This window comes from Actinotignum urematis (assembly GCF_051264595.1).
Lineage (GTDB): Bacteria > Actinomycetota > Actinomycetes > Actinomycetales > Actinomycetaceae > Actinotignum > Actinotignum timonense_A.
The window spans coordinates 19,107-45,490 of the sequence record NZ_JBOZBG010000017.1 but is presented as its reverse complement, the minus strand read 5'-3'; the positions used below and the strand labels follow the sequence as shown (position 1 = coordinate 45,490).

25 protein-coding genes and 2 tRNA genes are annotated in these 26,384 nt (G+C 61.9%); 22 read left to right on the top strand and 5 right to left on the bottom strand.

From position 1 onward, the window contains the following. The first annotated feature begins 359 nt into the window (after positions 1–359). Together ACRQDJ_RS07635 and ACRQDJ_RS07630 are read left to right on the top strand one after the other, a co-directional pair. Positions 360–800 carry a hypothetical protein gene (locus tag ACRQDJ_RS07635; RefSeq protein WP_284883184.1) on the top strand — a complete coding sequence of 147 codons (441 nt, stop codon included), beginning with the start codon at positions 360–362 and terminating at the stop codon, positions 798–800. A 195-nt stretch (positions 801–995) separates the two neighbouring features. Next, positions 996–1,487, top strand: coding sequence for an Hsp20/alpha crystallin family protein (locus ACRQDJ_RS07630; RefSeq protein ID WP_284897085.1), 492 nt, complete (start codon positions 996–998; stop codon positions 1,485–1,487). 139 nt (positions 1,488–1,626) lie between these two features. Here ACRQDJ_RS07630 and ACRQDJ_RS07625 read toward each other — a convergent pair whose 3' ends face one another. Beyond that, a complete protein-coding gene (locus tag ACRQDJ_RS07625) occupies positions 1,627–2,514 on the bottom strand; it encodes an AraC family transcriptional regulator (RefSeq protein ID WP_284897082.1) in 888 nt (295 codons plus the stop codon). A 420-nt stretch (positions 2,515–2,934) separates the two neighbouring features. On the opposite strand from ACRQDJ_RS07625, the gene ACRQDJ_RS07620 reads away from it, so the two are divergent. Beyond that, complete coding sequence (locus ACRQDJ_RS07620) at positions 2,935–4,407, top strand: sugar porter family MFS transporter (protein ID WP_284897081.1); 1,473 nt, start codon at positions 2,935–2,937, stop codon at positions 4,405–4,407. A 94-nt stretch (positions 4,408–4,501) separates the two neighbouring features. Further along, positions 4,502–5,611: an alpha/beta hydrolase gene (locus ACRQDJ_RS07615; protein WP_284897079.1), complete on the top strand. Its 1,110-nt coding sequence runs from the start codon at positions 4,502–4,504 to the stop codon at positions 5,609–5,611. Positions 5,612–5,707: 96 nt separating this feature from the next. On the opposite strand, the gene ACRQDJ_RS07610 is transcribed toward ACRQDJ_RS07615, so the two are convergent. Both ACRQDJ_RS07610 and ACRQDJ_RS07605 read right to left on the bottom strand, forming a co-directional pair. After that, entirely contained in the window at positions 5,708–6,139 is a 432-nt protein-coding gene (locus ACRQDJ_RS07610; RefSeq protein ID WP_101595197.1) for a hypothetical protein, read from the bottom strand. Positions 6,140–6,349: 210 nt separating this feature from the next. Next, the gene (locus ACRQDJ_RS07605) at positions 6,350–7,921 is read right to left on the bottom strand and encodes an aspartate:alanine exchanger family transporter (RefSeq protein WP_435717966.1); all 1,572 of its coding nucleotides are present in this window, start codon (positions 7,919–7,921) and stop codon (positions 6,350–6,352) included. Between the two features lie 31 nt (positions 7,922–7,952). On the opposite strand from ACRQDJ_RS07605, the gene ACRQDJ_RS07600 reads away from it, so the two are divergent. The 17 genes from ACRQDJ_RS07600 (at position 7,953) to ACRQDJ_RS07520 (ending at position 23,806) form a co-directional block, all read left to right on the top strand. Then, positions 7,953–8,876 carry an ATP-grasp domain-containing protein gene (locus ACRQDJ_RS07600; RefSeq protein ID WP_320755951.1) on the top strand — a complete coding sequence of 308 codons (924 nt, stop codon included), beginning with the start codon at positions 7,953–7,955 and terminating at the stop codon, positions 8,874–8,876. Between the two features lie 194 nt (positions 8,877–9,070). Next, positions 9,071–9,146, top strand: a tRNA-His gene (locus ACRQDJ_RS07595). Positions 9,147–9,278: 132 nt separating this feature from the next. Next, positions 9,279–9,503: a hypothetical protein gene (locus ACRQDJ_RS07590; protein WP_435717965.1), complete on the top strand. Its 225-nt coding sequence runs from the start codon at positions 9,279–9,281 to the stop codon at positions 9,501–9,503. 246 nt (positions 9,504–9,749) lie between these two features. Then, a complete protein-coding gene (gene mvk, locus ACRQDJ_RS07585) occupies positions 9,750–10,730 on the top strand; it encodes a mevalonate kinase (RefSeq protein ID WP_435717964.1) in 981 nt (326 codons plus the stop codon). Beyond that, a complete protein-coding gene (mvaD, locus tag ACRQDJ_RS07580; protein WP_435717963.1) occupies positions 10,727–11,701 on the top strand; it encodes a diphosphomevalonate decarboxylase in 975 nt (324 codons plus the stop codon). The genes mvk and mvaD overlap by 4 nt, the downstream gene beginning before the upstream one ends. Further along, on the top strand, positions 11,698–12,801 hold the full coding sequence (locus tag ACRQDJ_RS07575) for a phosphomevalonate kinase (protein WP_435717962.1): 1,104 nt from the start codon (positions 11,698–11,700) through the stop codon (positions 12,799–12,801). The genes mvaD and ACRQDJ_RS07575 overlap by 4 nt, the downstream gene beginning before the upstream one ends. Continuing rightward, complete coding sequence (gene fni / locus ACRQDJ_RS07570) at positions 12,798–13,937, top strand: type 2 isopentenyl-diphosphate Delta-isomerase (RefSeq protein WP_435717961.1); 1,140 nt, start codon at positions 12,798–12,800, stop codon at positions 13,935–13,937. The genes ACRQDJ_RS07575 and fni overlap by 4 nt, the downstream gene beginning before the upstream one ends. A gap of 148 nt (positions 13,938–14,085) precedes the next feature. After that, a complete protein-coding gene (locus tag ACRQDJ_RS07565) occupies positions 14,086–14,415 on the top strand; it encodes a hypothetical protein (protein WP_435717960.1) in 330 nt (109 codons plus the stop codon). 4 nt (positions 14,416–14,419) lie between these two features. Next, complete coding sequence (locus ACRQDJ_RS07560) at positions 14,420–14,719, top strand: hypothetical protein (RefSeq protein ID WP_435717959.1); 300 nt, start codon at positions 14,420–14,422, stop codon at positions 14,717–14,719. A gap of 1,096 nt (positions 14,720–15,815) precedes the next feature. Next, entirely contained in the window at positions 15,816–16,739 is a 924-nt protein-coding gene (locus ACRQDJ_RS07555) for a transporter substrate-binding domain-containing protein (protein ID WP_435717958.1), read from the top strand. A 132-nt stretch (positions 16,740–16,871) separates the two neighbouring features. Next, complete coding sequence (locus ACRQDJ_RS07550) at positions 16,872–17,531, top strand: amino acid ABC transporter permease (RefSeq protein WP_435717957.1); 660 nt, start codon at positions 16,872–16,874, stop codon at positions 17,529–17,531. Beyond that, positions 17,515–18,312 carry an amino acid ABC transporter permease gene (locus ACRQDJ_RS07545; protein ID WP_435717956.1) on the top strand — a complete coding sequence of 266 codons (798 nt, stop codon included), beginning with the start codon at positions 17,515–17,517 and terminating at the stop codon, positions 18,310–18,312. Before ACRQDJ_RS07550 ends, ACRQDJ_RS07545 begins: the two co-directional genes overlap by 17 nt. Further along, the gene (locus ACRQDJ_RS07540; protein ID WP_435717955.1) at positions 18,309–19,136 is read left to right on the top strand and encodes an amino acid ABC transporter ATP-binding protein; all 828 of its coding nucleotides are present in this window, start codon (positions 18,309–18,311) and stop codon (positions 19,134–19,136) included. Before ACRQDJ_RS07545 ends, ACRQDJ_RS07540 begins: the two co-directional genes overlap by 4 nt. A gap of 5 nt (positions 19,137–19,141) precedes the next feature. Then, on the top strand, positions 19,142–20,245 hold the full coding sequence (locus tag ACRQDJ_RS07535; RefSeq protein ID WP_435717954.1) for a hydroxymethylglutaryl-coenzyme A reductase family protein: 1,104 nt from the start codon (positions 19,142–19,144) through the stop codon (positions 20,243–20,245). Next, the gene (locus tag ACRQDJ_RS07530) at positions 20,246–21,421 is read left to right on the top strand and encodes a hydroxymethylglutaryl-CoA synthase (RefSeq protein ID WP_435717953.1); all 1,176 of its coding nucleotides are present in this window, start codon (positions 20,246–20,248) and stop codon (positions 21,419–21,421) included. 313 nt (positions 21,422–21,734) lie between these two features. Continuing rightward, complete coding sequence (hemQ, locus tag ACRQDJ_RS07525; RefSeq protein WP_435717952.1) at positions 21,735–22,463, top strand: hydrogen peroxide-dependent heme synthase; 729 nt, start codon at positions 21,735–21,737, stop codon at positions 22,461–22,463. 74 nt (positions 22,464–22,537) lie between these two features. Beyond that, a complete protein-coding gene (locus ACRQDJ_RS07520; protein WP_435717951.1) occupies positions 22,538–23,806 on the top strand; it encodes a ferrochelatase in 1,269 nt (422 codons plus the stop codon). On the opposite strand, the gene orn is transcribed toward ACRQDJ_RS07520, so the two are convergent. Beyond that, on the bottom strand, positions 23,807–24,481 hold the full coding sequence (gene orn / locus ACRQDJ_RS07515) for an oligoribonuclease (RefSeq protein WP_394532707.1): 675 nt from the start codon (positions 24,479–24,481) through the stop codon (positions 23,807–23,809). A 174-nt stretch (positions 24,482–24,655) separates the two neighbouring features. After that, a tRNA-Arg gene (locus tag ACRQDJ_RS07510) sits at positions 24,656–24,728 on the bottom strand. Between the two features lie 102 nt (positions 24,729–24,830). Here ACRQDJ_RS07510 and ACRQDJ_RS07505 point away from each other — a divergent pair. Beyond that, complete coding sequence (locus ACRQDJ_RS07505; RefSeq protein ID WP_394532709.1) at positions 24,831–26,375, top strand: GTPase domain-containing protein; 1,545 nt, start codon at positions 24,831–24,833, stop codon at positions 26,373–26,375. Positions 26,376–26,384 lie beyond the last annotated feature (9 nt).

Sequence of the window (26,384 nt, the reverse complement as noted above, 5' to 3'; positions counted from 1 at the left end):
CCTCAATAAGGCCGACTTTTCGTTGGTATGACAGGGCAAACTCCCGGTATAAGACCCACCATTTGTCTATTAGCCCGTTTTTACGCCACCATTTTTCAGCACTGCGCCATAGGAGCCTTTTAGGGCTACGCGTAGGGCGAAATTGCGGATCCGTCCCGCAACTATCTAAGCGACACCTGTCGCGTTATTCTTGGTGGCGAACTAAGAGGTTGGCGCGACCGGCGTGAACGGACCGGTGTGGTTGGCGCGAGCCGTGCGAACTGGGCGGCGCGAACTAGTAGCGCGAGCTGAGCGGAGCCAACTGTGTAAACGTTGCGATTCGCACGCCCGACCGCTGTGACTGCGGCAGAGGAGTATTCATGAGCGACTGTTCCTATTTCCGGATTTCTAAGAGCGGGCTGATTGTGCTTGCCGGCGGGGTGTGGTGCCTGGCGGGGGTGAACGTCGTGCGAATCGGAGTGGAGAGTATTGCGGGCTCCACTATGGGCGCGCCGTGGATCTGCCTGCTTCCTCTGCTCGTCTTCGCCGCCTTCGGGGCGATGTTTGCCAAAGTTGCCGGGAAACACATTCGGCGTATTCGCTCCCATCCGCGCCCGGCACGGCCCTTGTGGCACTTCTTTGATGCACGCTCCTACCTCGTTATGGCCATCATGATGGGTGGTGGAATTGGTCTGCGCGCCAGCGGACTCTTGCCTGATTCCTTCATTGCTTTCTTCTATACGGGCCTGGGTGCCGCGCTCGCCGGAGCTGGTCTTCTTTTCTTCGCGGCTCTCGTCCGCGATGCGCGCCGCGCGGGTTAGGCGGCGGTCGCGGTACGCACCTTCTCTAAACCTGAGTGCTACTGACTCAACTACTATTGAGCCTAGAGTGAACAATTATCCCTGAGTGGAACAAATGCAGGGCAGTGGAGGTTGAAGTTGATGTCAAGGCGATAGGCCCCGGGCGCCGCAAGGCGCGCGGCGTCGTCGTTCATAGAAGTGAAAGAAGGATTGACCATGGCATACGATATTGATCGCACAGTGTCCAACGCGGTGGACCGGTTCCTCAGCCCCTTTGATGGCTTTTTCGCCGTTCCCACTCGGATGGTGAACGGGCGGCGCTCCGATCTGGAGAATCTCGCGCTGCAATACCGTTCGCAGCTCAAGCAAACTGAGGACGGCTACGAAGTTCTCTTCGATGTTCCCGGGTTTGCCGCGGAGGATATTGACCTCAATGTTTACCCGGATCACATCACCCTCAAGGCCTCGCAGGAAGAGGAAATTGAGGGCGGTACGCGCACGCGCTCCGTCTCCCGCAGCCTCGGCTTCGATCAGGCGGTGGATACCACCACGGTGGATGCGGATCTGAGTGATGGCGTGCTCACCGTCTCGGTGAAGACCACCGCGGGTGCGCAGGGGCGCAAGGTTCAGATTGGTTCGGCTAAGCCGGCTTCGGCAGCTCCGGCAGAAACCGCGGCAGAGGCTCCGGCTGAAACCCCGGCCGCCTAGCCGGCTGAAGCGGCCTACGCGCCGCTAACCGTAAAAATCGAGGTGAAGGGCAGCCCCGGGATTATTCCTCCCTGTGGCTGCCCGTTGCCAACCGTTTTGCCAACCGTTTTGCCTCGCCGCGTTTTCTTCCCCGCGCGTTTTACCTGCTCTTCCCTAACCGCGTTCTGCGATATTCCAGCGGCGTCATCCCGTGCCGCTCCACAAAAGCGCGATTGAGCGCCCGAGTGCTGGGAAAACCGACCCGCTGGGCAATATCTTCCAGGGTGGGGACCTGCTCCTCCATGAGCAGGTAATACGCGTCCTCGACCCGCAATTGCGTGACGTACTGTTTGAAGGTCATACCGGTGCTAAGCCGGAAAAGTCGGCTGAAATGCTCGCGCGAATAGCCGTGCGCTTCGGCCACGCTCGCAGCGGTCAGCGGTTCTTTGTGGCGGCGCTCGATATCGCTCACAATCGCGAGAATCGTGGTGTCGGTAGCGCGGCGAACTCCGCGCGGGCGGCACCGAACAACGAAGTTCTGGTAGAGCAAAAATAGGATGTCGAAAAGGATCGCGTTAATTCCGAAAACCCGTTCCGGGCCGAGCATGCGGGTGGTGTCGATCATGCGTAGGCATAAGTCAATGAGAGCTTGGCGATCCTCATCACGTGCCCGCGCTGAATCCACGGACATCACATAAAGATCAGCCTTCTTATAAATCCGTTCAATACGGCTGCTGTCATACGTAATGGACAGAATGAGCGGAGCTTTCCCGCCGCGTGATTCCGTAATAAATGAATGGGGAGTATAAGGGCTGATAATGCAGAGTTTTCCCGGGTGGAGGGCCTCAACGCGCGAATCGATAGTCACGCTCCCGCCACCCTCCACAACGTAATTGACCTCAACGCCCGAATGCCAGTGGGTCGGAACCACTTCCGGGTGGCGATGGACCAGCACCAGAGCGGGATATTCGGCAGGCATGGAACCCACCTCACAAAAAGCACGATTGAGGATGGGCTCTCTCGGGGTGTGTATGCGGTTATCCATCATGCTTAACTCCTCGCGGATTCATCTCTCATAGTAACGAGCCGCCCCGGAGTCTGGTCAGGTATGAGGGGATAGCTCCCAGGTATGAGGGGATAGCTCCCAGGTATGAGGGGATAGCTCCCAGGTATGAGGGGATGGCCCCATTCTTCGTGAGAAAAGCTGCGGGGCCGCCAACCATGTCACGTTTGAGCATAGAGTGTGCCACATTTCGGCACTACCGCCCGGAAAATTTCGCCTAGGCTCAGTGGCGCGAGGGGTAAGGAACAGCCAAGAATCAAAACGGCTGAGAAGCACAACACCAGCCAAGATTCACGCGAAGCAGGAAGTAGCACGCATGCGCTTCGGCTCCGCACTTACCCCGGCTTTCGACAGTGCCTCCTTCGAATGGGAGAAGGGGGCGGTTGATAGAGAGGAAGATGCGCAATGACGCGTAATAAAGAACAGCGCGGCACCCCGGCACCAGCGGCAAAGCACGGTACTACCGCAAAAGCCCCGCTGGACCCGGTCATCAAACGCCGCATTATTATTGTTTGCCTGGCCGCCGCCGTCGGCGGTTTTTTGTTCGGATACGACACATCCGTTATTAACGGCGCGGTCGATTCCATTGCCGGTTCCCGAACCGGCTGGGACCTGAGCGCCTTCATGAGTGGTATCTCGGTTTCCTGCGCCCTCTTCGGGTGCGTGATCGGCGCCTGGTTCACCAGCCATATTGCTGATCGCCTGGGCCGTGTTCCCACAATTTTCATCGCGGCAATCCTGTTCGTGGTGTGCTCGATTTTCTCCGCGATCGCCCCGAGCGTCTGGATCTTCATTATTTTCCGATTCATTGGCGGTCTTGGCGTTGGCCTCGCCTCGGTGATCGGGCCGGCCTATATCGCTGAGGTAGCTCCGGCTCAGATGCGAGGATTCCTCGGCTCCTTCCAGCAGATGGCCATCGCTTTCGGTATCCTCGCCGCCGTGGTGGTGAACGCCAGCTACGCGAAGGCTTCGGGCGGCGCCGACGAAACCTTCTGGTTCGGGATGCCCACCTGGCGCATCATGCTCCTCAGCATGATCGTGCCGGCCCTCATTATGCTCATCGTCTCCCTCAAACTCCCCGAATCCCCGCGATTCCTCGTTATGAAGGGCCGCGATGAGGAAGCCGCCGCGATTTTGAAGCGCCTCACCGGTGAACAGGATCCGGAAGGCAAAGTCCGGGAAATCCGCGCAACCCTCTCCGGCGAGAAAGCCGCGAAGCTCTCCGACCTGCGCGGCAAGACCTTCGGGCTGCGCAAGGTGGTCTGGATCGCCATGGCGGTCGCCGCCCTCCAGCAGCTCTCCGGCGTCAATATCATCCTTTACTACGATTCCTCGCTCTGGAAGTCGGTTGGTTTCAGCGAACAGCTCGCCCTGAATATTTCGGTGTACCGGACCATCGGCGCGATTATCGCGACTATCCTCGCGATGTTCATCGTCGACAAGGTGGGCCGCCGTTTCCTGCTCATCACCGGCTCCACCGTCATGACGATCTTCCTGGGAGTTGCCGCCCTCGGTTTCTACCAGGCCGAAGTCGACGGCGCATCCATCACCCTGCCGGGCATGTGGGGGCCGATTACCCTGGTCTCGGTCTACATCTTCTACCTGGCCTTCTGCTTCACCTGGGGCCCGGTCATGTGGGTTGTGCTCGGCGAGATTTTCCCGAACAACATCCGCGCCCTCGGCGTTGCGGTGGCAAGCGCGGTCAACTGGATCGCGAACTTCCTGGTCTCGACCACTTTCCCGCCCTTGAAAGACGCCATCGGTACGGGTAACGTCTACCTGCTTTACGCCGTCTTCGCCGCCGTGAGCTTGATCTTCGTGATGAAGGCCCTTCCGGAAACTGCCGGTGTTGAGCTCGAAGATATGCCGGCGGAGTAGCCGCGTGCCAATTAATCGAGTGCAATTAACTCAAGTGTCATGAGCCGCGCGCTAAATAGCCGAGCGCTCATGAACCAAGTAGTGAGGACAACACATGCATCCTGATACCCCGGAGAATATTGCCCGGGCCCGCACGTGGACGCCTATTGATGAGGATCTGGCCGGCGTTGATGCCGCGATCCGGCAACGCGCCATCGAGGTGCGGAAATCTTTCGTTCTCGATGTTGATATCGTGCGGTGCGAACGTTGGCACACCCCGGACACGGTGGATGTGATCGCGGATATTCCCTATCTTCCCGACGGGGAAACCAATCCTTTCCACCGCCTGGATCTCTACCTTCCCCACGATGCGTACCTGCGCGGCGGCAAAGCGCTGCCGGTCTACATCGATATTCACGGTGGCGGTTTCGTGTACGGAACGAAGGATCTCAACAAGAATTTCGGAGTCCATCTCGCGGAGCGGGGATGCGCGGTCTTCTCGCTGAGCTACCGGCTCGCCCCGGCTGCTGATTTCCTCGACCAGCTCCGCGATGTGCTCGCGGGTTGCGCCTGGATTGCGCGCCACCTCGATGATTACCCGGTTGATCCGGATTCCGTTGTGATCACGGGGGATTCCGCCGGCGCCACCCTGGGGCTGTACGCGGTTGCGGCTTTGCGTAATCCTGAAATTTTCGCGGCCCTGGATGCGCCTGACACGCCTGCCGTTGCGCCGGTTGCGCCGGGCAGCGCGCCGCACGCCCCGGCGCCTTCCGTTCTGGGGGAGGAGCGGCTCGCCGTTGCGGGCATGGCTTTCGTCTCCGGTCTTTTCGACCTCTCGGACCTGGTGCCTTTCGTTTCCGGCCGCCGCGATGGTGGGAACGACGACGCCGCCACTCCCACTCTCGCCTATCTGACGGAGATGGGTGGCTTCATCGATCGCGCCGTGCAGGTGCTCGGCGAAGAGCTACTGTGTGCCGAAAAGCTCGTTTCGCGCTGCGAGCTCCCGCCGGCTTATCTGGTCACGAGTTCGGATGACTTTATCGAATTCGAGACCCTGCTCTTTGCCGGCTATCTTTCCCGCAAGGGAATCCCGGTGGAATGCCATTCCTACCGGCCCCCGCGCGGGGCAACCCTGGGCCACGTTTTCCCGGTGGGGCAGGTGTGGCTAGAGGAGAGCCGTGAGGTGCTGAGCGACCTCAAGCGTTTCGCCCTCGAATGCCGGTAGCACCTGAAATGCCGGTAGTCCGTGGAATACCGGTCGCACCCGGAATGCCACGAGCATCCTAAAAACCGGTAGCACACGCCGGATAAGCCGAGCTCTCTACTTCGGCGCGCACTCGCTTTTCTGCCCGCGCGCCATGAGCTCGGCTTCCGGCGTGCCTTCGCGCACGTAGGTGGCTCCGGCATTCGGAGTGGCCTCATTGGCCAGCGTGATGCTCTTCCCGTCCTCGGCGAAATGCGCCACCGAGGTGCCGATCTCCTTACCGTCGATATCCTTCCAGGTCACGAGGTTATTCGCCGGCTCAAAAAGCCCGGTCATCACCTGGGATTCCCCGCCGTTGCAATCCACTACCTTGGAGATCAGTTCGCGCCCATCCACGCTCACCACGTACATAGACGCCCCCGCCTGCCGCATAAAACTCCCGGCCTCGGTGGTTTCGCCAGCATCGCAGCCGCCCAGCAGCAGCGCCCCCGCGCCCGCCAGGCCCAGCGCCGCCGCGCTCGCCGCCACCTTGCGCACCATATCGCGCATCTCACGCCTCACTTCCCGTATTTTCCGGAAACGGTTTCGTATCTTCGTCCCTACTTTAGCCGCGGTACGACGCCGCCGCCCGGCCCGCCCACTCGCTTCCACGCCGCGGCTTACGTTCGCGCGGCCGCGCTAGGGAACCGCCACGTTCGCGTCCGCGCCACCGCACCACCGCGCCGATCTCCGGCGCGCCGCCACACCGCTCCAGCCTCGCTACAACACCAAGACCGCGGGCACCAGGAAAATCTTGACCACAATCGAGAAAGCGAAGAGGGTGGCGTAGGCATTATCGATGCGCTCATCGCCCACCCGGGAGGTGGCCGCATCCAGGACCGCCGGCTGGCCCAGGAAACCGGCGATGGCGCCGGCGGTACGGGGCGCGGAAAGGCGCAGCACCCAGGCGCCGGCCACCAGCAGAGCCGCGCAGGAGACCAGCGTGATCACGCAGACCGTCACCGCCGCGCCCACGGCCTGCGGGGAGACCACGATCTGCGCGAAACCGGGCCCGGCCGTGAGCCCCAGGCCCGCCAAAAACAGGGTGAGCCCCAGCTGGCGCATCGTCAGATTCGCGGCCTCCGGCATGGCCCACACAAAGGGCCCGGTGCGCCTGGCCGCCCCCAAGAACATTCCCGCGATGAGCGGCCCGGCGGCGGTACCCAGCTGGAACACCTGACCGCCCGGCAGCGGGAACGTCACGAAGCCGAGCAGCAACCCGGCCACCATCCCCACCGATAGGCTCAGCACGTCAATCTCCGAGATGGAGCGTTCGGAATCCCCAAAAAGATCCGCGATGGCATCCCAGCGTTCCCGCGGGGCCACCACGGTGACGCGGTCGCCCGGCTCCAGGATGAAATCATCGCGGGCCAGCAGCTCTAGGTCTCCGCGCCGCACCCGGGTCACCACCGCGCCGTATTTAGCGGGCAGATTGAGTTCCCCGATGGAACGCGCCGCCACGTCCGGATTGGACACCACCAGGCGGTTGAAATCCACGTGGCTGCGATCATCGGCCAGGTGTTCGCTGCGCAAATGCCCGAGGTGCGCGGCGGCCGCCTCCACATCTGCCGCCAAACCAACAACAACGACGTCGTCCCCTATCTCAAGGTCCTCACCGGGCAGGGCCACCCGCACGCGTTCGCCGCGCCGCAAGTAGGATACTCGCACCCGCCCGTCGGCCCATTCGGGGATATCGCGCAGGTTCATGGGGTGTTCCACGGTGATGGTGCGCGGATCGAGCAGTGTCCCGGCCAGAGAAGGAGTATCGCGCAGTCCCGGCCAAGCACGGCCCACGATGAGGGAAACCAGGATAATGCCGATAATGACAGCCAGGGGATACCCGAAGGCATACCCGATGGCGGGCTGCGTGGAGCCGTCTGTGAGTCGGGTGGCGGTGGCGAGAGCCGGTGCCGCCGTCGTCGCACCTGTGAAAAGGCCCGCTAAAAACGGCCGTTCGATGCCGAAAAGAATGCCCATCACCAGGGCGGTGCCCGCGGCGAGGAAAACCACTACCACAGAAGCTAAAAGCAAGGAGAGATTGCGGCGCAGCTGCGCGAAAAACGCCGCGCCCGAAGCGATACCCACGGTGTAGACGAAAAGCGCGAGCCCGAGGGACTGCACCACGTCCATACCAGCCCCGAGCTCGGGGAAGCGCGCGGACATGGCCAAACCCACAAAGAGTGCGCCGGCCGCGCCGATACGTATCCGACCCAGCGGAATCGCACCGAGAATGGAGCCGAGGGCCACCACAACGAAAATTGTTAGTAACGGGGAAGAGTCAAGGATCGCCACGCCATAAGACTAGCCGGGGTAGAGTAAGAGTGTGTCTGATCCCATTGTTACTCTTGCAACGAGCAAAGACTTACCGAAGCTCGACGTGGACGAGGCCGGTCTGCCCGATGCCCTGCGTGAGCGCCATATCGAACCGCGCGTTGTAGCGTGGAACGATCCCGATTACGACTGGAACGACGCCGGAGTTGTCGTTGTCCGCTCAGTTCGTGATTACGGGCGCGATCCGCAGGCCTTCATTTCGTGGGCCCGCTCAGTTCCGCGGATTCTCAACCACGCCGATATTATGGCGTGGAATTCCGATAAGCATTACCTGCGGGAATTGGAAGCGGCGGGTTTGCCCACCATTCCCACTACCTGGCTGGAACCAGAGGAAAACCTCACGAAACACCAGGTTCATACCCGTTTCCCAGCGCACGGTGATTTCGTGGTCAAGCCCGCGGTGTCTTCGGGTGGGCGCGGTACGGGGCGTTATACCGCCACCGATCCGGCTTCGCGCTCCCAGGCGATTCTGCATGCGCAGCACGAGCTTGCGAAGGGCCGCAGCGTCATGGTGCAGCGCTACCTGGAGAATATTGACCGCACCGGTGAGGTTTCACTGATCTTCCTCAACGGCCTGGCTTCCTACCGGGTGGAAAAGGCTCCGCTGCTCCACCCGCGTTTCCGTAGCGCGGATCAAATCCAGGAAGAAGTCGTCTCTGTTTCAGAGGCGCGCGAATCGGAATGGCGTTGGGGTGAGCGGGTGCGCAATGTGCTGCACGGGCTCATTCGCGAGCATACCGGGCGTGACCACCTGCTGCTCTTCAACCGCGTGGACATCGTGCCGGCCGCTCCGGGGGACCCGAACGAGTTTTACGTTATGGAGATTTCCCTTATCGACGGCTCGCTGTACCTGTCGCTGGATGAGAGTCACCTCAACCGTTTCGCGGACGCGATTGCGGTGCGCACGGCCTGGTAGTTCGGTCACGGGCGGCGCGGTTGTAGCACGACGGCGCAGCTTTCGCTCCCGCTAATAAACGCGACTGAGGTACGACGGCGCAGCCGGGCGGCGCGCCGATCCGGCTCACAACGTGGCCGCTATCACCGCCGCGGAATTGTCTTTGCGCGCGGTGACCGGCTATAGTTGTTTATCGGCGTTCTTTCGCCGAAATGGTGGCCATAGCTCAGCTGGCAGAGCACCTGGTTGTGGTCCAGGAGGTCGCGGGTTCAAGCCCCGTTGGCCACCCCAGAGTTCAGGCTCGTTTTGAATGTTTGGTACTAAGCAGTCGAAACGAGCCTGAGTTGTATCGCAGGTAGTGGATGGCGGAGATGCCGTTTCTGGGGCTGCTTGTGAGCCCTATCTGCGCAGAGAGGAGCCCTGATGGCGAAGCGTAAGAAGAAAGATCGCGGCGGCGTATTGACCTGGGTGGGAATCCTGGCCATCGCGCTCGCGAGCATCGCGGATTTTGTGTTGTTTTTCTTCGATAATGGCTCCCGCTATATTCTCTACACCCTCCCGCTGTGGTTCCTTGGCATCGGGTGTTTCGCCTGGCTAGGGCGGAGTGAGGAACGCAGCGGAAAATCGCCTCATAAACGGGGTAGGTGAAGGTTACGGCTCCGGCCCGCGTACCTCTTTTCTGGTGAACTATTTCGCCGGCGGCGTGACTTTCGTGCTTGGCAGATCGCCTGTTCGGCAAGCTCAACGCGCTCGGCATAACGTGGCGCGCGCTATCCTAACCGTCATGCCACTAAATTCTCGGTACGATAGGGGAATGACCAGCGCGGAGCCTTGCCCCGCGCAGCAGGGCAAGTACAGGTAGGCCGCTCGCGGCCGTGATAAGGAGCCGCACAGTTGAGCCAATCGCAATCCTTCGCGTTCGATACCCAAACCCGTATCCCCAAGGTACGCATCGGGGTCGGTCGCGCGCACGGCAAGGCGATCCTATTCGGCGAACATGCCGTGGTTTACGGGGCCCCGGCAATTTCCCTTCCCGTTCATGTGCTTCCCGTTATAGCCAATGCCACCATCACCACTGGCGAATCAACAATTAGTTCCGAGCTTTACCGCGGGCCGGCCGCTTCCGCCCCGGAGCGCCTGAGTCCCGTGGTGGCCGCTATCGATGCCGGGCTCGATTTCGTGGCCCCGGGCAGCTCCGCCCACGTCACGATTTATTCCGATATTCCTTATGAGCGCGGACTCGGCTCCTCGGCCGCGGTCGCTGCCGCGATTGTTTCGGCCATTGCCGACGCCGCCGGGGTGCGCCTCTCGCCCGCCGAGCGTTTCCTCCTCATCCAGGTAGCCGAACGGGTGGCGCACGGGCGCCCTTCGGGGATGGATGCCCACGGCGTCGTCGCCGATACTGTCATTAAATTCCAGCGCCCGGACGTCACTCCGCTCATCGTGGCGCGCCCCCTGCACGTGGTGATCGGCGATTCCGGGGTGCCTGGAGCCACGCGGCAAGCTGTCGGCTCGGTGCGGGAGCTGCGCGAAAAGTTCCCGGCGAAGGTGGAGACTCTAGTGGCGCGCTTGGCCGGATACGCCGCCGATGCGGAAATGCAGCTCGCGACGGGGGATTGGGCGAGCATGGGGGAGAATATGTGGCGCGCCCACGCAAACCTCGCGCGATTAGGCGTCTCCTCCCCGGAACTCGATACTCTTGTAAACGCTGCTCACGGTGCCGGAGCGCTCGGCGCGAAGATGACCGGCGGCGGGATTGGCGGGTGCGTTATCGCCCTGGCGGAAAGCAGTGCTCACGCGAAAGACATTGCCGCGGCGTTGAGCGCGGCAGGTGCGGCCAACGCCTGGTCCACCTGGGTGGAGGCCAGCAAATGAGCACTGCCCGCGCCCACCCGAATATCGCCCTCATCAAATACTGGGGCAAAGCGGATGACGAGCTCATGCTTCCCGCCGCACCTTCTGTTTCCCTCACCCTCGATATTTTTCCGACGACGACGACAGCCCGCCTCGCCCCCACCGCCCAGCGTGACCGACTCATTCTCAACGGCCGCGAAGCAAGCGACAAGGCGCTGCGCCGGGTAGAACGGGTGCTTGACGTCATCCGCGAACAGGCCGGGCGCAGCGAAAAATTGCTGGTCATCAGCGATAATGAGGCACCGACGGGCGCCGGAATGGCCTCCTCAGCTTCCGGATTCGCGGCCCTGGCGCTCGCGGCCGCCACCGAATACGGGATGGATGTGAACACCGCTCACCTCTCTCGGCTTGCTCGGCGTGGCTCGGGATCCGCCGCGCGTTCGGTTATTAGCGGGGTGGCGCTCTGGCATGCTGGCACGGATGAAGAGTCTTTCGCTGAAGAAATTCCGGCACCGCCGCTGGCCATGGTCTCGGTGGTACTCAACACTGCTCACAAGAAAATTACTTCCCGGGAAGCGATGGTTACCACCCGCGCTACTTCGCCGTATTACCGCGGCTGGGTGGAATCCACTCGCGATATGGCCGGGCAGATGGTGGAAGCCTGTGAGGCGGGGGATATGCGGCGTATCGGCGAGCTTACCGAGCTGTCCGCGCTGCGCATGCACGCTCTCATTATGAGCTCCGAACCGCCCATTCATTACCTCACTTCCGGGTCTTGGCGAGTGTTTGAGCTGGCACGCACCCTGCGCGGGGTGGGTTTGGATGTGTATGCCACCGCGGATGCCGGCCCGAATGTAGTGCTCCTGACCCGCCCGGAGCTCGCTGCTGAAGTGGCGCGCCACGCCGAAGCCCTCGGCAAAGTAGGCATTGCTCACGCGGGGAACGGTGCTTACCTTGTGGCCGAACCGGAGTCTCACCGGGAGGTGCTGTGAGCGAAGCAGATAGCTTGAGCGGAGCAGATACAGAGCAGGCCTCCGCGCGCATCCACGCCAATGCGCCAGGCAAGCTTTACATCGCGGGGGAGTACGCCGTGGTGGAGGCTGGCCGCCCGGCGATTCTTATTGCGGTGAACCGTTTTATCGATGTGGTCCTCACCCCGGCGGAAGGCTCTGGCCTGGTACGTTCGCACGGCAACGGCTTCGCACCTCTCTACTGGCGCCACGAGAATGCGCTCCCTGTTTTTGATGATATCGGCTCTGATTACGCTGCCAATGCGATCCGCACCGTGGAAGCGCTGCGCAGCGAACGCGGTCTGGAGGCCCGCCACTACAACCTCGATATCACCTCTGGCCTGGTCGAAGAGGACGGGCGCAAATACGGCTTGGGTTCCTCAGCCGCGGTGACGGTGGCCATCGTGGATGTGCTCAACCGTTTTTACCATCTCAAGCTCACCTTGGAGGAACGCTATAAGCTTGCGCTCCTCTCGGTTCTCGAGCGGGCTCCGCGGGCCTCGGGTGGGGATATTGCCGCTTCCACCTACCGCGGCTGGGTTTACTACCGTTCCCCGGACCGGGCGGGCCTGAGCGAATACGCGCGCAGCCACAGCGTGACCGAGACCCTGAGCGCACCGGCCTGGGATCCGTGGGCGGTGGAATCGCTGCCCGCTCCCGCCCGCGAAGAACTTCTGGTGGGTTGGACCGGTTTGCCCGCCTCCACCGAGCACCTGGTTTCCGGGGTGCAGGCGCGCTCGCGCGGCGCCTATTTCCCCGGTTTCCTGGATGAATATGAGGACGTGGTGGAACGCCTGGCCACCCAGTTGCGTACCGGGGGCCGCATCGGCGCGGAGATCACCGCCGCACGCCGGCTCCTGCGCCAGCTGGGCGCCAGCTCGGGTATCACTATCGAAACCGAGCGCCTGACTCATTTATGCGACGTCGCCGCCGAGCTGGGGGGAGCTGCCAAATCATCCGGAGCTGGCGGGGGTGACTGCGGGATTGCCTTGGTGGGAAGCGATGTGGATAAAGACGCGGTATATCGGGGTTGGTGTGCGGGCGGCGTCGAACCGCTGAATCTTGCGGTGGTGGAAGGATGAGCACGGTGAATGCTGCTGGCGGGGCTGAGACTAGCGGTTCGCGCGGTATGGGCCACGGAGCCAGGGCACAGCAGGATGCTTCTCGGGCGGTGCGCAAAGATGAGCATGTGGCCCTCGCGCGAGCTCAGGAGATCCGCCGTAATGATTTTGATTGCGTGGCGCCGGTTCATCACGCGCTTGCCGCGTGCGACGTCGCCGCGGTGGACCTGTCCACGCAGGTCGGGCCCTTCACGTGGCCGGTGCCCTTCTATATCAACGGGATGACCGGCGGGACGGAAGCGACCGGGCGCATTAACCGGGTGCTGGCGATCGCGGCGCGGGAAGTGGGCGTGCCGATGGCGAGCGGATCGGCCTCGGTGGCGCTGGATGATCCGGCCACGGCTCCCTCGTTCACCGTGATTCGGGAAGAAAATCCGCGCGGCTTCGTTATGGGCAATATTGGGGTGGGGCGCAGCGGCGCGGATGCTCGGCGCGTGGTGGAGCTTCTGGACGCGGATGCCCTCCAGCTGCATCTCAATGCCGGGCAAGAAATTGTTATGCCGGAAGGCGAGCGGGAATTTTCCGGCTGGCGGGCCTCGGTGGAGGAGATCGTGGCGCAGGCCGGCGTGCCGGTGATCGTCAAAGAAGTGGGATTCGGGATTTCGCGGGAAACACAGCGTGTGCTCGCGGATCTTGGGGTGCAGGTGGTTGATGTCGGGGGAGTGGGCGGCACGGATTTCGCCCGCATTGAGAATTCCCGGCGGGAAGCGCGTGAATACTCGTATATGGCGGGCTTCGGGCAGTCTGCCGCGCTGTGCCTGCTTGAGGCTGATGCCGGAAGCGGGCTCGATCTGCTGGCTTCGGGCGGGGTGCGCACTCCTTTGGACGTTGTCCGTTCGCTTATTTTGGGGGCGCGTGCGGCCGGCGTGGCTCGCCAATTCCTTGAGCTGGCGGTTCAGGGGGAGGAAGCGGCTGTGGCAGGTTTGCGTTCCTGGCGGGATCAGGTGCGTGCACTGCTGGCGCTCCTGGGTGCGCAGACGGTCAGTACGGCGCGGCAGTGCCAGGTGTTCATTACCGGGGAGCTGGCCGAACGGGCCCGGCTGCGCGGCGTCGACCTTGAGGCGTACGCGCGGCGTGGTGCTGCGGCGGATAACTGAATTTCGTAAATAGTTCGGTGAACGAATCAGACCGCTCATCACTCCTCACACCGGGCCCGAATCCAGATATAGTGGAGCAAAGTGAAGGTGCGGATCCCGGTTCTGTCTAGGCGTTTGGTTTGGCTGGTTGTGAGCCGACGGATCCCGTGTGGAATACCTTGTTTTGGGGATGAGTGATGTGATTACGGGGGAGGAAGCGGAACGCCTCGCTGCTGAGCGCATGCATGAGTTTTATCCAAAGGACAAAATCACTTGTCGTGGGTGGGGCGAAGACGACGAATTTTATGCTCCAATGCTATCCAGAGGTCGCATAGCGAAGGGGCAACCAAGTTTTCTCGTAGATAAACAAACTGGCGAAGTTAAGGAATTCCAATATCGCCCTGATCGACCTATTGCGGCCCGGTTGAAGGCAATGAAGCGGACGAAGCACTTGTCTCCTAAGGTGATTATTCGCCCTCAATCGGGTCGGGAGGGATGAGGTCGTGATTACGGGGGACGAAGCAGTTTATCTCGCGGCAAGGCGTCTGCATGAGTTTTACCCGAAAGATACAATTACTTCCTGCGGGTGGGCAGAAGATGACGAATATTATAACCCGATGTTATCAAGGGGGAGGATATCGAAGGGCGCACCGCGTTTTCTTGTGAACAAGCAGACCGGCGAGGTTGAGAAAATCCATTATCGTCCTAATCTTCCTATTGCTGCACGATTGGACGCAATGAAAGTCACGAAGTATTTAGTTCCTAAGGTGATTATTCGCCCTCAAATTGGTCGGGAGGGATGAGATCGTGATTACGGCAAAGGAAGCAGAACGCATCGCTGCTGAACGCCTGCGTGAGCATAGTCCGAATTGTAAGATCGCTTCTCGAGGGTGGTACGAAGATGACGAGTACTATGTTCCAATACTCTCCATGGAACCCGAGGCAAGGGGACGGCCCAATTTCCTAGTAAGTAAGCACACCGGCCATGCTGAGGAATTTCATTATCGCCCTAACCGTCCTATTGCGGCGCGGTTGAAGGCTATGAAACGAACTAAGTATTTGGTTCCTAAGGTGGTTATTTCCCCTTAATGGTTACCCACGCGGAGACAGTGTCTGGGCGTGCGATATTGATGCTGTCTCTCATGATTTGCCTTCCTAAGATGTATAAGAAGTAGAAGATGTATAAGAAGTAAAAGATAGTAAAGGCCGAGATCTGCGTACAAGCATGGCGCGTAATCCATTCAGATCAAAAGGTAATGTGATGACCGTCAAATCCTCTTCTCTTTGACGCGACGTAGAGGATGATATTACGCCGCTCTTTTCGTGTGGTAGTTCTCGGGAACTGTACTGCGCTCGTACGACATGTGAAGTACAGCTGTGAAAAACATACCCCCTGCCGCAGAGGCTCATGTGACCGCCGAGATACGTGAGGTTGCCGCGCCTTAGCGTGGTGTCCGTGTCGAAAAAGGTGCACCGAACTGCACCTGACCTGCCCTAATAACCCCACTCCCACACTGCCTTATGAGATGTCCCACAGGGGTTGTTCTTTTATCAACTGGATTTCTGCACGGTGAGCGCCTAACGTAATCCACATGGCGAACAGGACCACTCAGATGCACACCGCGATGCGCGGTGCCTGCGTGCGTACCTGCATGTGCCCCATGTGTTGCATGTGTTGCTGTCGCTAGTTCGCCAGCGGAACCCGAAAAACTAGTCGCCTCCTACTGAAGACCGGGCATTTTCGGATAAGCCAGCGCGGACAAGCGGTCCCCCGGCGCTCAATTCCCGGGGACTAACACAAATGTGGATAATGCGATGTCCGCGGTGGCACGGCCTTGCGTCTCGTTCCCAAAATCCCGCATTATCCACGGTCAACCCAACACCAAGTAAGGAAGAACCGTGGCAATTGCACAAACCTCACGTATTCGTCGTCGCGTCCTGGGCGGGCTTTCCGCCCTGGCGGCGCTCACCATGGCCCTTACCGGGTGCTCCAGCCCGGATCTATCCGGCTCGGGTGACTCCGCCGCCGGTACCACCGCCGGTTCCGGAGCCGGCGCGGAGAGCGCCATCGTGGGGGCCCGCACCCCCGAACAGATCAAAGAGGCTGGCTCGATTCGCATCGGCACCTTCGCGGATAAGGCACCTTTCGGCTCACTCGTCGGGAATAATACCTACGAAGGCTACGACATCGTTTACGGTGACCGCATCGGCAAAGACCTGGGTGTCAAGGTCGAGTGGGTCCCGGTGGATGCCTCCTCGCGCGTGGAATTCCTCAAGTCCGGGAAAGTCGATATTATCCTCGCAAACTTCACGGTGACTCCGGAGCGAGCCGCGCAGGTGGACTTCGCCAACCCGTACATGAAGGTTTCCTTCGGTGCCGTCTCCAGCGCGAAGGAACCGGTGCGTTCCGAAGCGGAGCTCGCGAATAAAAATATTATTATCGTCAAGGGTACCAGCCAGGATGCGTGGATTACCGCCAATCACCCGGAATGGAAGGTGACCAAGTACGAGCAGTACACCGAGGCCACCAATGCCCTCACCGACGGGCGCGGGGACGTGTGGATCACGGACAACACCGAAGCCCTCGCCTTCACCGAACAGAACAAGGACTTCGTGACCGGAATTGCCTCCTTCGGGGAAGAATCCACCATCGCGGCGGCCGTCCAGCAGGGTAATACCGAGCTGCGGGATTGGATCAATAACAACCTCGTGGATCTCGGCAAGGAGAACTTCTTCCACAAGGACTTCGAGCAGACCCTCGCCCCGGTTTACGGCACCGCGATCTCTCCCGATGAACTCGTCATCGAGGGAGGGGCTCGCTAAGAGTTCCCTCCTCCCACACGCGCGGGCCGCCCGGTTCCAGCAAAAGCCGCCCGGCTCCAAAAGCCGCCCGGCTTCAGCTCACCAACCGGGCGGCCCGCGCCGGGGGAGAGTGAACATCAAGCGAGGATACCTATGGATCTATCAGTACTGAGCGAAGCGTGGCCTCTGTACTTACAGGCCATGCTTGTCACGCTCCGCATCGGCGCCATTGGCGTGGCCGCCTCCCTCCTCCTCGGCTGGGTGTGCGCGGCGCTCGCGCATTTCCGGGTTCCTATCGCGCGCCAGCTCGTGGCCATCTACATCGAGCTCTCCCGCAATACCCCGCTCCTTGTCCAGCTTTTCTTCCTTTATTTCGGTCTCCCGAAAATCGGTCTCACCCTCACCGGGGAAACCTGCGCGATTATCGGGCTGACCTTCCTGGGTGGCTCCTATATGGCCGAAGCTTTCCGCTCCGGCTTGGACTCGGTGCCGCGGATCCAGCGTGAATCCGCCCTCGCCCTCGGGCTGACCCGCCGCCAGACCCTCACCCGGGTCCTGCTTCCGCAGGCGGTTGCCGTAGCGATGCCGGCGCTCACCGCGAATATTATTTTCCTCGTCAAGGAAACCTCGGTGGTATACGTGGTTGCCGTTCCGGACCTCATGTACCTGGCCCGCGAACATATGGGTCTGCAATCCACCACGCAGGAAGCGCTGTTTCTCCTCACGGTGTGCTACACGATTATTCTGCTCCCCGTGGCCCTCGGGGCACGCTGGTTAGAGAGGAGGATGCGCCGCTATGCTGCCCTTCGCTAACGCCACCCTCGCTTCCGTATCCGCATATGTTACGACGACGCCCGGCGCCCTCGCGTCCCTGCCCGCTCGCGTTACCTCAGCACTCGCGCCCACCAATCCGACTAGCGGCGGGGAAGGTTGGCGCCCGCTCCTCGACCCGGAGAATCTCTCGCTCCTTTTCCAAGGATTGTGGGTCTCGGTACGCATTGCCCTCATTGCCATGGCGCTGTCCCTCGTTTTCGGAACTCTCTTGGGCCTGGTTATGGACGTGCGCTCGCGCCTGGTTCGTTTCCTCACCCGCGCCTACGTGGAGGTGCTGCGCATTATCCCGCAGGTGGTTCTCCTTTTCATCGTCTACTTTGATTCCACTCGCACCTTCCACCTCGATATGTCCGGCGAGCTCGCCGCGATTATCGTTTTCACCTTGTGGGGGACGGCGGAGATGGGGGACCTGGTGCGCGGCGCCATTGCCGCCGTACCCGCCCACCAATACGAATCGGCCCGTGCGCTCGGGCTGTCCACCCGCCAGCTGCAGCGCTACGTGATTCTCCCGCAAGCGATCCGCCAGCTCATCCCCCTCACGGTCAATCTCACAACCCGCATGATTAAAACGACGGCGCTTGTCTCCCTCATCGGCGTCATCGAAATACTCAAAGTTGCCCAGTCGATTATCGACCGGGAACGTTTCGACTATCCGGATGCCGCCCTGTGGATTTACGGCGCGGTCTTCCTCATCTACTTCGTGGTCTGCTACGCGATTTCCGCTTATTCACGCCACTTGGAAAGGAAACTGGCACTATGACAAGCCCGGTATATTCCCAGCCCCTCGATCCCGCCGCCGCCCCCGGCCCGCTCGCTTTGCGTGGCGCGGCCGGGCATGCGCAAACGCTGCGTTTGGTCGATGTGGACAAAACCTACCCGAATGGCGTGCATGCCCTCCAAGGTATCTCGCTTGAGGTGGCGCCTTCCGAAGTTGTTGTCGTCGTCGGCCCATCCGGATGCGGCAAATCCACGCTACTGCGCACCATTAACGGACTGGAGCATATCCAATCCGGAAGCATCTCCTACGGTGAGCGGAACCTCGCGGAACCGGGCACGGACTGGACCGCGGCGCGCGCCCGTATCGGGATGGTTTTCCAAAACTACGAGCTGTTCCCGCACCTGTCTGTCCTCGAGAATCTGCTGCTTGCCCCGCGGGTGGTGCGCAAGGCTCCTATCGCTCCGACCCGTGAACGTGCTCTGGCGCTGCTGGAACGCGTGGGGTTGGCGAGCCGGGCCGATGCGCGCCCCAGTCAGCTTTCCGGCGGGCAAAAGCAACGGGTGGCGATTGTGCGTGCGCTCATGATGGAGCCGGAGGTGCTGCTCCTGGACGAAATCACCGCCTCGCTGGATCCGGAGATGGTGCGCGAGGTGCTCGACGTGGTTTTGGAGCTGGCCGGCGGCGGGATGACGATGCTGCTCGTCACCCACGAAATGAGTTTCGCGCGGGCAATCGCGGACCGCGTGGTCTTCATGGACGCTGGTAAAATCGTGGAAATCGATAGCCCCGAGCGCTTCTTCACCAACCCCGCCTCGGAACGTGCCCGTGCCTTCCTCAAGACATTCGTTTTTGAGCCGGTAGACTGAGCGGCGTGACTGACTCGAGAATCACCCCGGACTCGCAGACCCCCATCCCCACCAAATGGGTGGGCCCTATTCACATCTCCGGCCCCGTAGTGAGCGGCGCCGTGGAGGTCCCGCTCGCCACCTACGAAACGCCGCTGTGGCCTTCGTGCAACCGCGGTGCGGATGTCTCACGGATGGTGGAGGGCGGCATCCGCGTATGCGTGGCCGATGAGCGGATGTCCCGTTCGGTGCTTTTTATTGCCGACGACGCCGCGGCGGCTCTCCGCGCGGTCACCGACATCGCGGCGCGGCGTTCCGAGTGGGAACGGGTGGTGGCCGGGCAGTCGCGCTTCGCGCGCCTGCTGGATATCCACCCCGAAGTGGTGGGGAATTTACTTTTTGTGCGTTTCGAATTTTCCACCGGGGATGCCTCGGGTCACAATATGGCCACCCAGGCAGCAGAAGCACTTATGGGCGCAATATCAGCGGTGTGCCCGGAGCTGAACTACGGATCTATTTCCGGCAATTATTGCATCGATAAGAAGCCTTCTGCCGTGAACGGGATTCTGGGGCGCGGGCGGCGCACCATCGCGGATATGTTCATTCCGGATGAGGTGATCGCTCGGCGCTTGCGCAGTGATGCGCACCGGATCGCCGAATTGAATTACCGCAAGAATTGGGTGGGCTCTACACTCGCCGGAGCGGTGCGCTCGGCCAACGCCCACTATGCCAATATGCTGCTCGCGGTGTACCTGGCCACCGGCCAGGATGCCGCCAATATCGTGGAAGGTTCCCAGGGCTTCACCCACGTGGAAGAACGCGAAGGCGGGCTCTATGTATCCTGTACTCTCCCGAATCTCATCGTGGGAACTGTGGGGAATGGCAAGGACCTGCCCGGTATTGAAGCGGTTATGGAACGTATGGATCTGGCGGATCGGAGCCTGCCGGCCGGGGAGAACTCCCGGCGCCTGGCGGCCATGATTGCGGCTACCGTGCTGTGCGGGGAACTGTCCTTGCTGGCCGCGCAAACGAATCCTGGTGAGCTCATGCACGCGCACCGTAAATTTGAACGCGGCGGAGCACCCGCGCCCCGTGCGGCTCAGCAGCAGCCACGCGTTAAGGAGAACTAAGTGAATATCGGTATTGACGCACTAGCCTGCGCTACTTCGCATTACTGCCTGCCGCTCGCGGATATGGCGGAGGCTCTGGACGTGCCCGTGGGCAAGTACCACGTGGGGCTCGGCCAAGAACATATGAGCATCCCGGCCCTCGATGAGGACGCCGTCACCCTGGGGGCTCAGGCCGGGGCGCGCCTCCTGGCCGCCACCGGAACCGAAGGGATCCGCACCGTCATTTTCGCGACCGAATCCGGGGTGGATCAGTCGAAATCCGCCGGGGTCTTCCTCCACGCTCTCCTCGGGCTGCCGCGTCATGTACGTACCGTGGAAATGAAAGAAGCCTGCTACGGGGGGACCGCGGCGCTGCAAAGTGCCCTCGGCATTGTGGCGCGCCACCCGAAAGAAAAAGTTCTGGTCATTGCCGCGGATATCGCGCGGTACGCGGCGGGCGGATCCGGGGAGCCTACCCAGGGAGCCGGCGCGGTGGCTTTCCTGGTCAGCGCGGAACCGCGGCTGCTGACTATCCCCGCCGTGAGCGGTGTTTACACCGCGGACATCAACGATTTCTGGCGCCCGAATGATTCCAGCACCCCGCTGGTGGACGGGCACCTCTCCATGGACGCCTATATGGATGCCCTCACCGGGGCCTATGATGACTACCTCGCCCAAGGTGGCATTCCCGCAGCTCAGCTGGCTCGTTTCGTGCACCATCAGCCCTTCGGGAAAATGGCCCGCAAAGCCCACGCCCGCCTCATGGCACATACGGGCGACCCGCGCGGGGATGAGGTGATTGAGACGGGTCTTGCCTACGGGCGCCACATCGGCAACTCCTATACGGCCGCCCTGTACATTGGCATTCTTTCCCTCCTCGGTACCGACTCGGCCGATCTGACCGATACCCCCATCGGGCTCTTCTCCTACGGCTCGGGGGCGGTGGCGGAATTCTTCGCAGGTATCCCGGTGGCCGGCTACCGGGAGCGGTTGCGGGAAACCGGGGCGGATGCCGCGGGAATCGCCGCGCTGCTCGCCGCGCGGGAAACTATCGATTTCCCCACCTACCGAGTTTTACACGGGGCTCTGCGCACGGATTCCGCCGATTTTTCGACGCCGCCGCAGACCACCGCACCTTTCCGCTTCGCCGGGGTGAGTTCCGGGGTGCGCCAGTACGAGGTGCGAGCCGAGGGGTAATACGCCAGGCCGGGGCGAAGCCGGCGCTCAAAATCAGGGCGAAGCCGGCGCTCAAAATCAGGGCGAAGCCGCGCGCCACGTGAACACTGCTGGACAGTGGGGAGTGGAGCGGGGCAGCGTCGTCGTACCAAGATGGCGACACCCACATGTACGGCGCCCCGCAAAATAATCGTATGTCGCAGTGATGCTCGCGCATACTGGAGGCGAGCTACCCGCACCACCCCGGGCGAAACTCGGGAATCTCCGAAATCTGATACAGTTTTTCTGCGCGTGTCAAGTGACGAAAGACTTAGGAGACAGTACGATGGGGGACATGACTCAACGACCCGCAGATGTGGAACCGAACTGGAGCGTCTCCGGCGGCGACCACCATCCTGATACCGAATACACGATTTACACAGTTGTTCACCGCCCGGCCGGCAGCCCGGCCCCCGCGGATCTTTCCGATGCCACGGCGCGCATTGATGAAGTTATTGCCGCGCACCCGGATGTCACCCTGCGTGGCTTCTACGATCTCTCCAATTTGCACGAGCATGCCGATCTCATGGTGTGGGTGCACGGGAAGGACCTCGCCCCGCTGCAGGATTTCATGCGTGACCTGCGCACCACTCCGCTTTTTGAGAATCTCGATGTGACCTGGCAGGTTCCCGGCGTGCACGTGGCCGCCGAATTCAACCGCATGCACGCCCCGGCCTTCTTGGTGGGTGATAAGCCGCTGACCTGGCTGTGCACCTACCCCTTCGTGCGGCATGCCGAGTGGTACCTTATGGACGGCAAGGAACGCGCCGTGCACCTGCGTGAACACGGGATGGCCGCCTCGAAATTTGAGGGGATCCTCGCCAATACCGTCGCGTGCTTCGGGATGTCGAATTACGAGTGGATGCTCGCCTTCGAAGCCGAAGATCCCACCCAGATTGTGGACCTTATGCGCGCCATGCGCTACACCCAGGCGCGGCGCTGGATGAAGCGTGAAACGCCCTTCTTCTTCGGGCGTCGGTGCGAAATCAGCGAGCTCGCCAAGATTCTGCGCTACGAAGCCTAAACAGTGCTTATTCCGTGAGCGGTGTTTATCACCGCGGAACGCGCACGGATAAGCAGCGCTTACACAGGAGATTCATGGACTACCAAGCCAGTCAACAGACCAGCGCCGCCCTGGTGGCCGAACGGAAAGCTCCGCGTGCCACGCGCATCACCCGCGCCCCGGGCGAGCATATTCTTGCGGGAAGCCCCGCCGTGCAGCACGCCGCCGCGCGCGGGGAGCACTGGGTGAGTGAACCCACCGCCTATGACGCTATCGTGCTCGCCTCCTTCGGCGGGCCCAACGGCCAGGAAGATGTGCTGCCCTTCCTCCGCAATGTCACGGCAGGGCGGGGCATCCCCGATGATCGCCTCGAAGAAGTGGCGGTGCATTACCGGCTCAACGGGGGCAGTTCGCCCATTAACGGGCAAAACGCGGCCTTGCGTGCCCGCCTGGAAAGCGAACTTGCCCGGCGCGGCCACAATATTCCCGTTTACTGGGGCAACCGCAATTGGGAGCCCTATATTTGGGAAGTGGTGCGCGATGCCTATGAAGATGGCCACCGCACCCTGCTGGCCGTTCCCACCTCGGCGTATTCGGGATATTCCTCCTGCCGCCAGTACCGGGAAGATTTCGCGGACGCGCTCGAATACGCGCAAATCCCCGAGGATATGCGGGTGGATAAACTCCGGGAATTCTTCGACCATCCCGGTTTCGTGATCCCCTTTATTGAGGGCCTCGCGGCTGCCTATACGCAGATGCGGGAACGCGGTTTCGCGGCGGAAGAAATCGAAGTCCTCTTCACTACGCATTCCATTCCCAACCGCGCCAATGAGCTTTCCGGCCCGCCCGAACTGGGTGGTGGGCTCTACCTGCGTCAGCACGAAGCGGTGCGGGATGCTATCCGCAGCGCGGTGGAGGATCAGGTGGGGGCTCACCTGAGCTGGCAGATGGTCTTCCAGTCCCGCTCGGGCCCGCCGCATATTCCGTGGTTAGAACCCGATATTAATGATGTTATTGAAACGTTGCCGGGGCGCGGGCGGCGGGCCGTCGTCGTCGTTCCTATCGGTTTTGTATCCGATCACATGGAAGTGCTGTGGGACCTCGATAATGAGGCCCGGGCGACGGCGCAACAGTGCGGCCTGGCTTTCGCGCGGGTTTCTACCCCGGAAGAGCATCCGGCTTTCGTGGCCGGTCTGGCTGATTTGGTGGAGGAACGCCTGGAGGGGCGTCCGCGCGCGCAGCGGGCCCACCTCACTGAGATGGGCCCGTGGTTCGATCTGTGCCCGGCGCATTCGTGCCGGAATCCGCACCTGCCCGAATTGCGCGCCATTGGCGGCTTTATCGGGGAAGGCGTGGACGCGTAATTATTCGGTGGCCTCGGCGGCTGCGGTACCGGTAGCGCAGCTATCGCCGGTATCGCCGGCAGCCAGCCGTTTCGTTTCGCCTTCTACCTGGCGTGCGGCCTGCTGGGCAACCTCGGTGTCCACGCTTTCCGGGAAGAGTACCGCGCGGTAATAGCGCAGCTCGTCGATGGAATCGTAAATATCACCGAGGGCCCGGTGGTGCCCGAACTTCTCCGGGGACACAAAATACGCCTTGGGGTACCAGCGCTTCGTCAGCTCCTTAATGGAGGAGACATCAATAATGCGATAGTGGAGGTAATCGACCAGCTCAGGCATGTATGCGGTGAGGAAGGTCTTATCGGTACCCACCGAATTACCGCCCAGCGGTGCCTTACCTTCCGGCACCCGCTCCTTGAGATAAGCAAGCACCTGGCTCTGCGCTTGCGCCACACTCACCCCGGTCTCCCATTCATTAATGAGACCGGAGGACGTATGCATATCGCGCACAAAATCGTTCATCTGCGCGACCGCCGCAGCGGAGGGCTTAATAATAATATCGATTCCCGCGTCCACCGGGTGGAGGTTGCCGTCCGTCACAACAACGGAAATTTCCACCAGCTCATCGACGCGGGGATCCAAGCCTGTCATTTCGCAATCGATCCAGACAATCGGATCGTTTAGATCGTGGTAACTCACCCCTCCATTCTAAGCACACGTGCGCGAGCGGGCGGCTGCGGTCCGCGTGGGGAAAGGGAGGTACGACGACGCCGCCAGCTGGCAGCGGGGACTGTGGCCACGCGGGCGGTGCTGCCGGGCGACCCGGTCACCCGGTGCTGCCGGGTGGTGCCGCGGAACAGCCCGAAACAAAAGCGCCCCCGAAAGGATTCGAACCTTCGACCGACGGATTAGAAGTCCGGTGCTCTATCCACTGAGCTACAGGGGCCTGGCGCGCTGCGCCTGGCGCAGAAGCGGCGCTCTTAATGTACCCGAATCGGCGGCGGGGTTAAAACTACGCGCCCGCGTCAAAATGGTGAACAATAGAGGGGTGGCTCAATATCGTGATGTTCCTCGTCTCATCGCTCGCACTATCGACGCGCTCGATAAAGCGCGCTTTCCCCTTGCCCTGCCCGGCTCGCGCGATATCGAAGCCGAGCGCACCCAGCTCATCACCCAGCTAAAAAACCGGGTGCTCCCGCGGATGGAACGGGAAGCCACCCCGGCGGTGGTGGTGCTTGGCGGCTCCTCGGGGGCCGGAAAATCCACTCTCTTCAATTCGCTTTTCGGGGAAGAACTCTCCGCAGCCTCGGTGCTGCGCCCCACCACCCGCACCCCGGTGATCGCCGTGCACCCGGATGATGCTCCGCTCCTGGAAGGCCACGTGCTCACCACCCTGGCCGAGGTAGGTGAAAGTGCCGGCGCAATCCCCGGGCTGGTGCTGGTAGACGCCCCCGATCTTGATTCCGTGGACGCGGATAACCGCGCACTGGCCCGTACCCTCCTCAATAGCGCCGACCTGTGGATTTTTGTGACCACCGCCTCCCGCTACGGGGATGCCACCGCCTGGTCGGTGCTTACCGATGCGCACGGGCGCGGGGTGACCACCGCGGTGGTACTCAACCGAGTCCCGGCCAGCGCTGCCCCCACGGTGCGCGCGGACCTGGCGCGCCGGATGGAAAGTTCCGGATTGGGGGACTCACCGCTCCTCATCGTGGCCGATAACGGCCCCACCGCCGGGCTCCTTCCCCCCGCTAGCGTGGCCGAGCTGCGCCAGTGGCTCGAATCCATGTCCGAAACCGGCTTCGGCCAGGCCCTCATCACCCGGGCGGATGCCGCCATGTTCCCGCATATGGGCGAACGCCTGGAACATATAGCCGCCGCGGTGGAAATGCAGGCGGAAGCCGTGGAGTACCTGCGCTCCGTGGTGGAGCAGTCCGCCACCGCCCCGCGCGAAGCCCTGCGCAAAGCCGCCCTCAGCGGACGCTTCGGGGCCGGGGCGCCCACCACCGCCTGGCTTTCCGCCGCCTCCAGCGGGGGGCCGCTCGCCGGTATTAACCCGGCCGCCACCCCCGGCCTGGGGGCGCGCGGACGTATCGGGGCCCGCGACGCCGCCATGACCACCGTGTTTGAAGCGGTCCGCACCGCCGCGGATGTCACCCTCACCCAGCAGCTCAGCGATGCCAGCGACGCAATTCTTAGCTCCTGGGCGGGCGGGGTGATTGACACTCGCGAACTCGCGGCAAGCGCTCGCGCCGCCCTCGATCTGGACGCCATCCGTTTCCGGGCCTTCTCCGCGTGGATGAGCTACCTGAAGGCTACCGCGCAGGCCGCACCGCGCAATCGCTGGTTCGGCACCGCAGGGATGGCCGCGGTACTCGGGGCCGCGGCCGGGGGAGTGAACGGGGCACGCAGCCTAGCCGACGGGCTCTACCGGGGCGCGGCTGTGCGCGAGGCCCGCGAAGAACTAGCCCGGCTCCTCGACGGGGCAATCACCGAGGTCACGAAAGTATTTCGTAACCAGCTTGGCGATGTGGAGCTCGGTTCGGGGCGCACGCTCCGGCTGCGTGCCGTCGAATTTAAAGACAGGTTCTAGTGGAGGAAG

Coding starts and splice junctions, on each gene's coding strand:
- ACRQDJ_RS07625 (WP_284897082.1), bottom strand. CDS start 2,514: ATGATGGATAACCGCATACACACCCCGAGAGAGCCCATCCTCAATCGT.
- ACRQDJ_RS07520 (WP_435717951.1), top strand. CDS start 22,538: ATGGACTACCAAGCCAGTCAACAGACCAGCGCCGCCCTGGTGGCCGAA.
- fni (WP_435717961.1), top strand. CDS start 12,798: ATGAGCACGGTGAATGCTGCTGGCGGGGCTGAGACTAGCGGTTCGCGC.
- hemQ (WP_435717952.1), top strand. CDS start 21,735: ATGACTCAACGACCCGCAGATGTGGAACCGAACTGGAGCGTCTCCGGC.
- mvaD (WP_435717963.1), top strand. CDS start 10,727: ATGAGCACTGCCCGCGCCCACCCGAATATCGCCCTCATCAAATACTGG.
- ACRQDJ_RS07615 (WP_284897079.1), top strand. CDS start 4,502: ATGCATCCTGATACCCCGGAGAATATTGCCCGGGCCCGCACGTGGACG.
- ACRQDJ_RS07610 (WP_101595197.1), bottom strand. CDS start 6,139: ATGCGCGATATGGTGCGCAAGGTGGCGGCGAGCGCGGCGGCGCTGGGC.
- ACRQDJ_RS07545 (WP_435717956.1), top strand. CDS start 17,515: ATGCTGCCCTTCGCTAACGCCACCCTCGCTTCCGTATCCGCATATGTT.
- ACRQDJ_RS07590 (WP_435717965.1), top strand. CDS start 9,279: ATGGCGAAGCGTAAGAAGAAAGATCGCGGCGGCGTATTGACCTGGGTG.
- ACRQDJ_RS07550 (WP_435717957.1), top strand. CDS start 16,872: ATGGATCTATCAGTACTGAGCGAAGCGTGGCCTCTGTACTTACAGGCC.
- ACRQDJ_RS07620 (WP_284897081.1), top strand. CDS start 2,935: ATGACGCGTAATAAAGAACAGCGCGGCACCCCGGCACCAGCGGCAAAG.
- ACRQDJ_RS07540 (WP_435717955.1), top strand. CDS start 18,309: ATGACAAGCCCGGTATATTCCCAGCCCCTCGATCCCGCCGCCGCCCCC.
- ACRQDJ_RS07635 (WP_284883184.1), top strand. CDS start 360: ATGAGCGACTGTTCCTATTTCCGGATTTCTAAGAGCGGGCTGATTGTG.
- ACRQDJ_RS07630 (WP_284897085.1), top strand. CDS start 996: ATGGCATACGATATTGATCGCACAGTGTCCAACGCGGTGGACCGGTTC.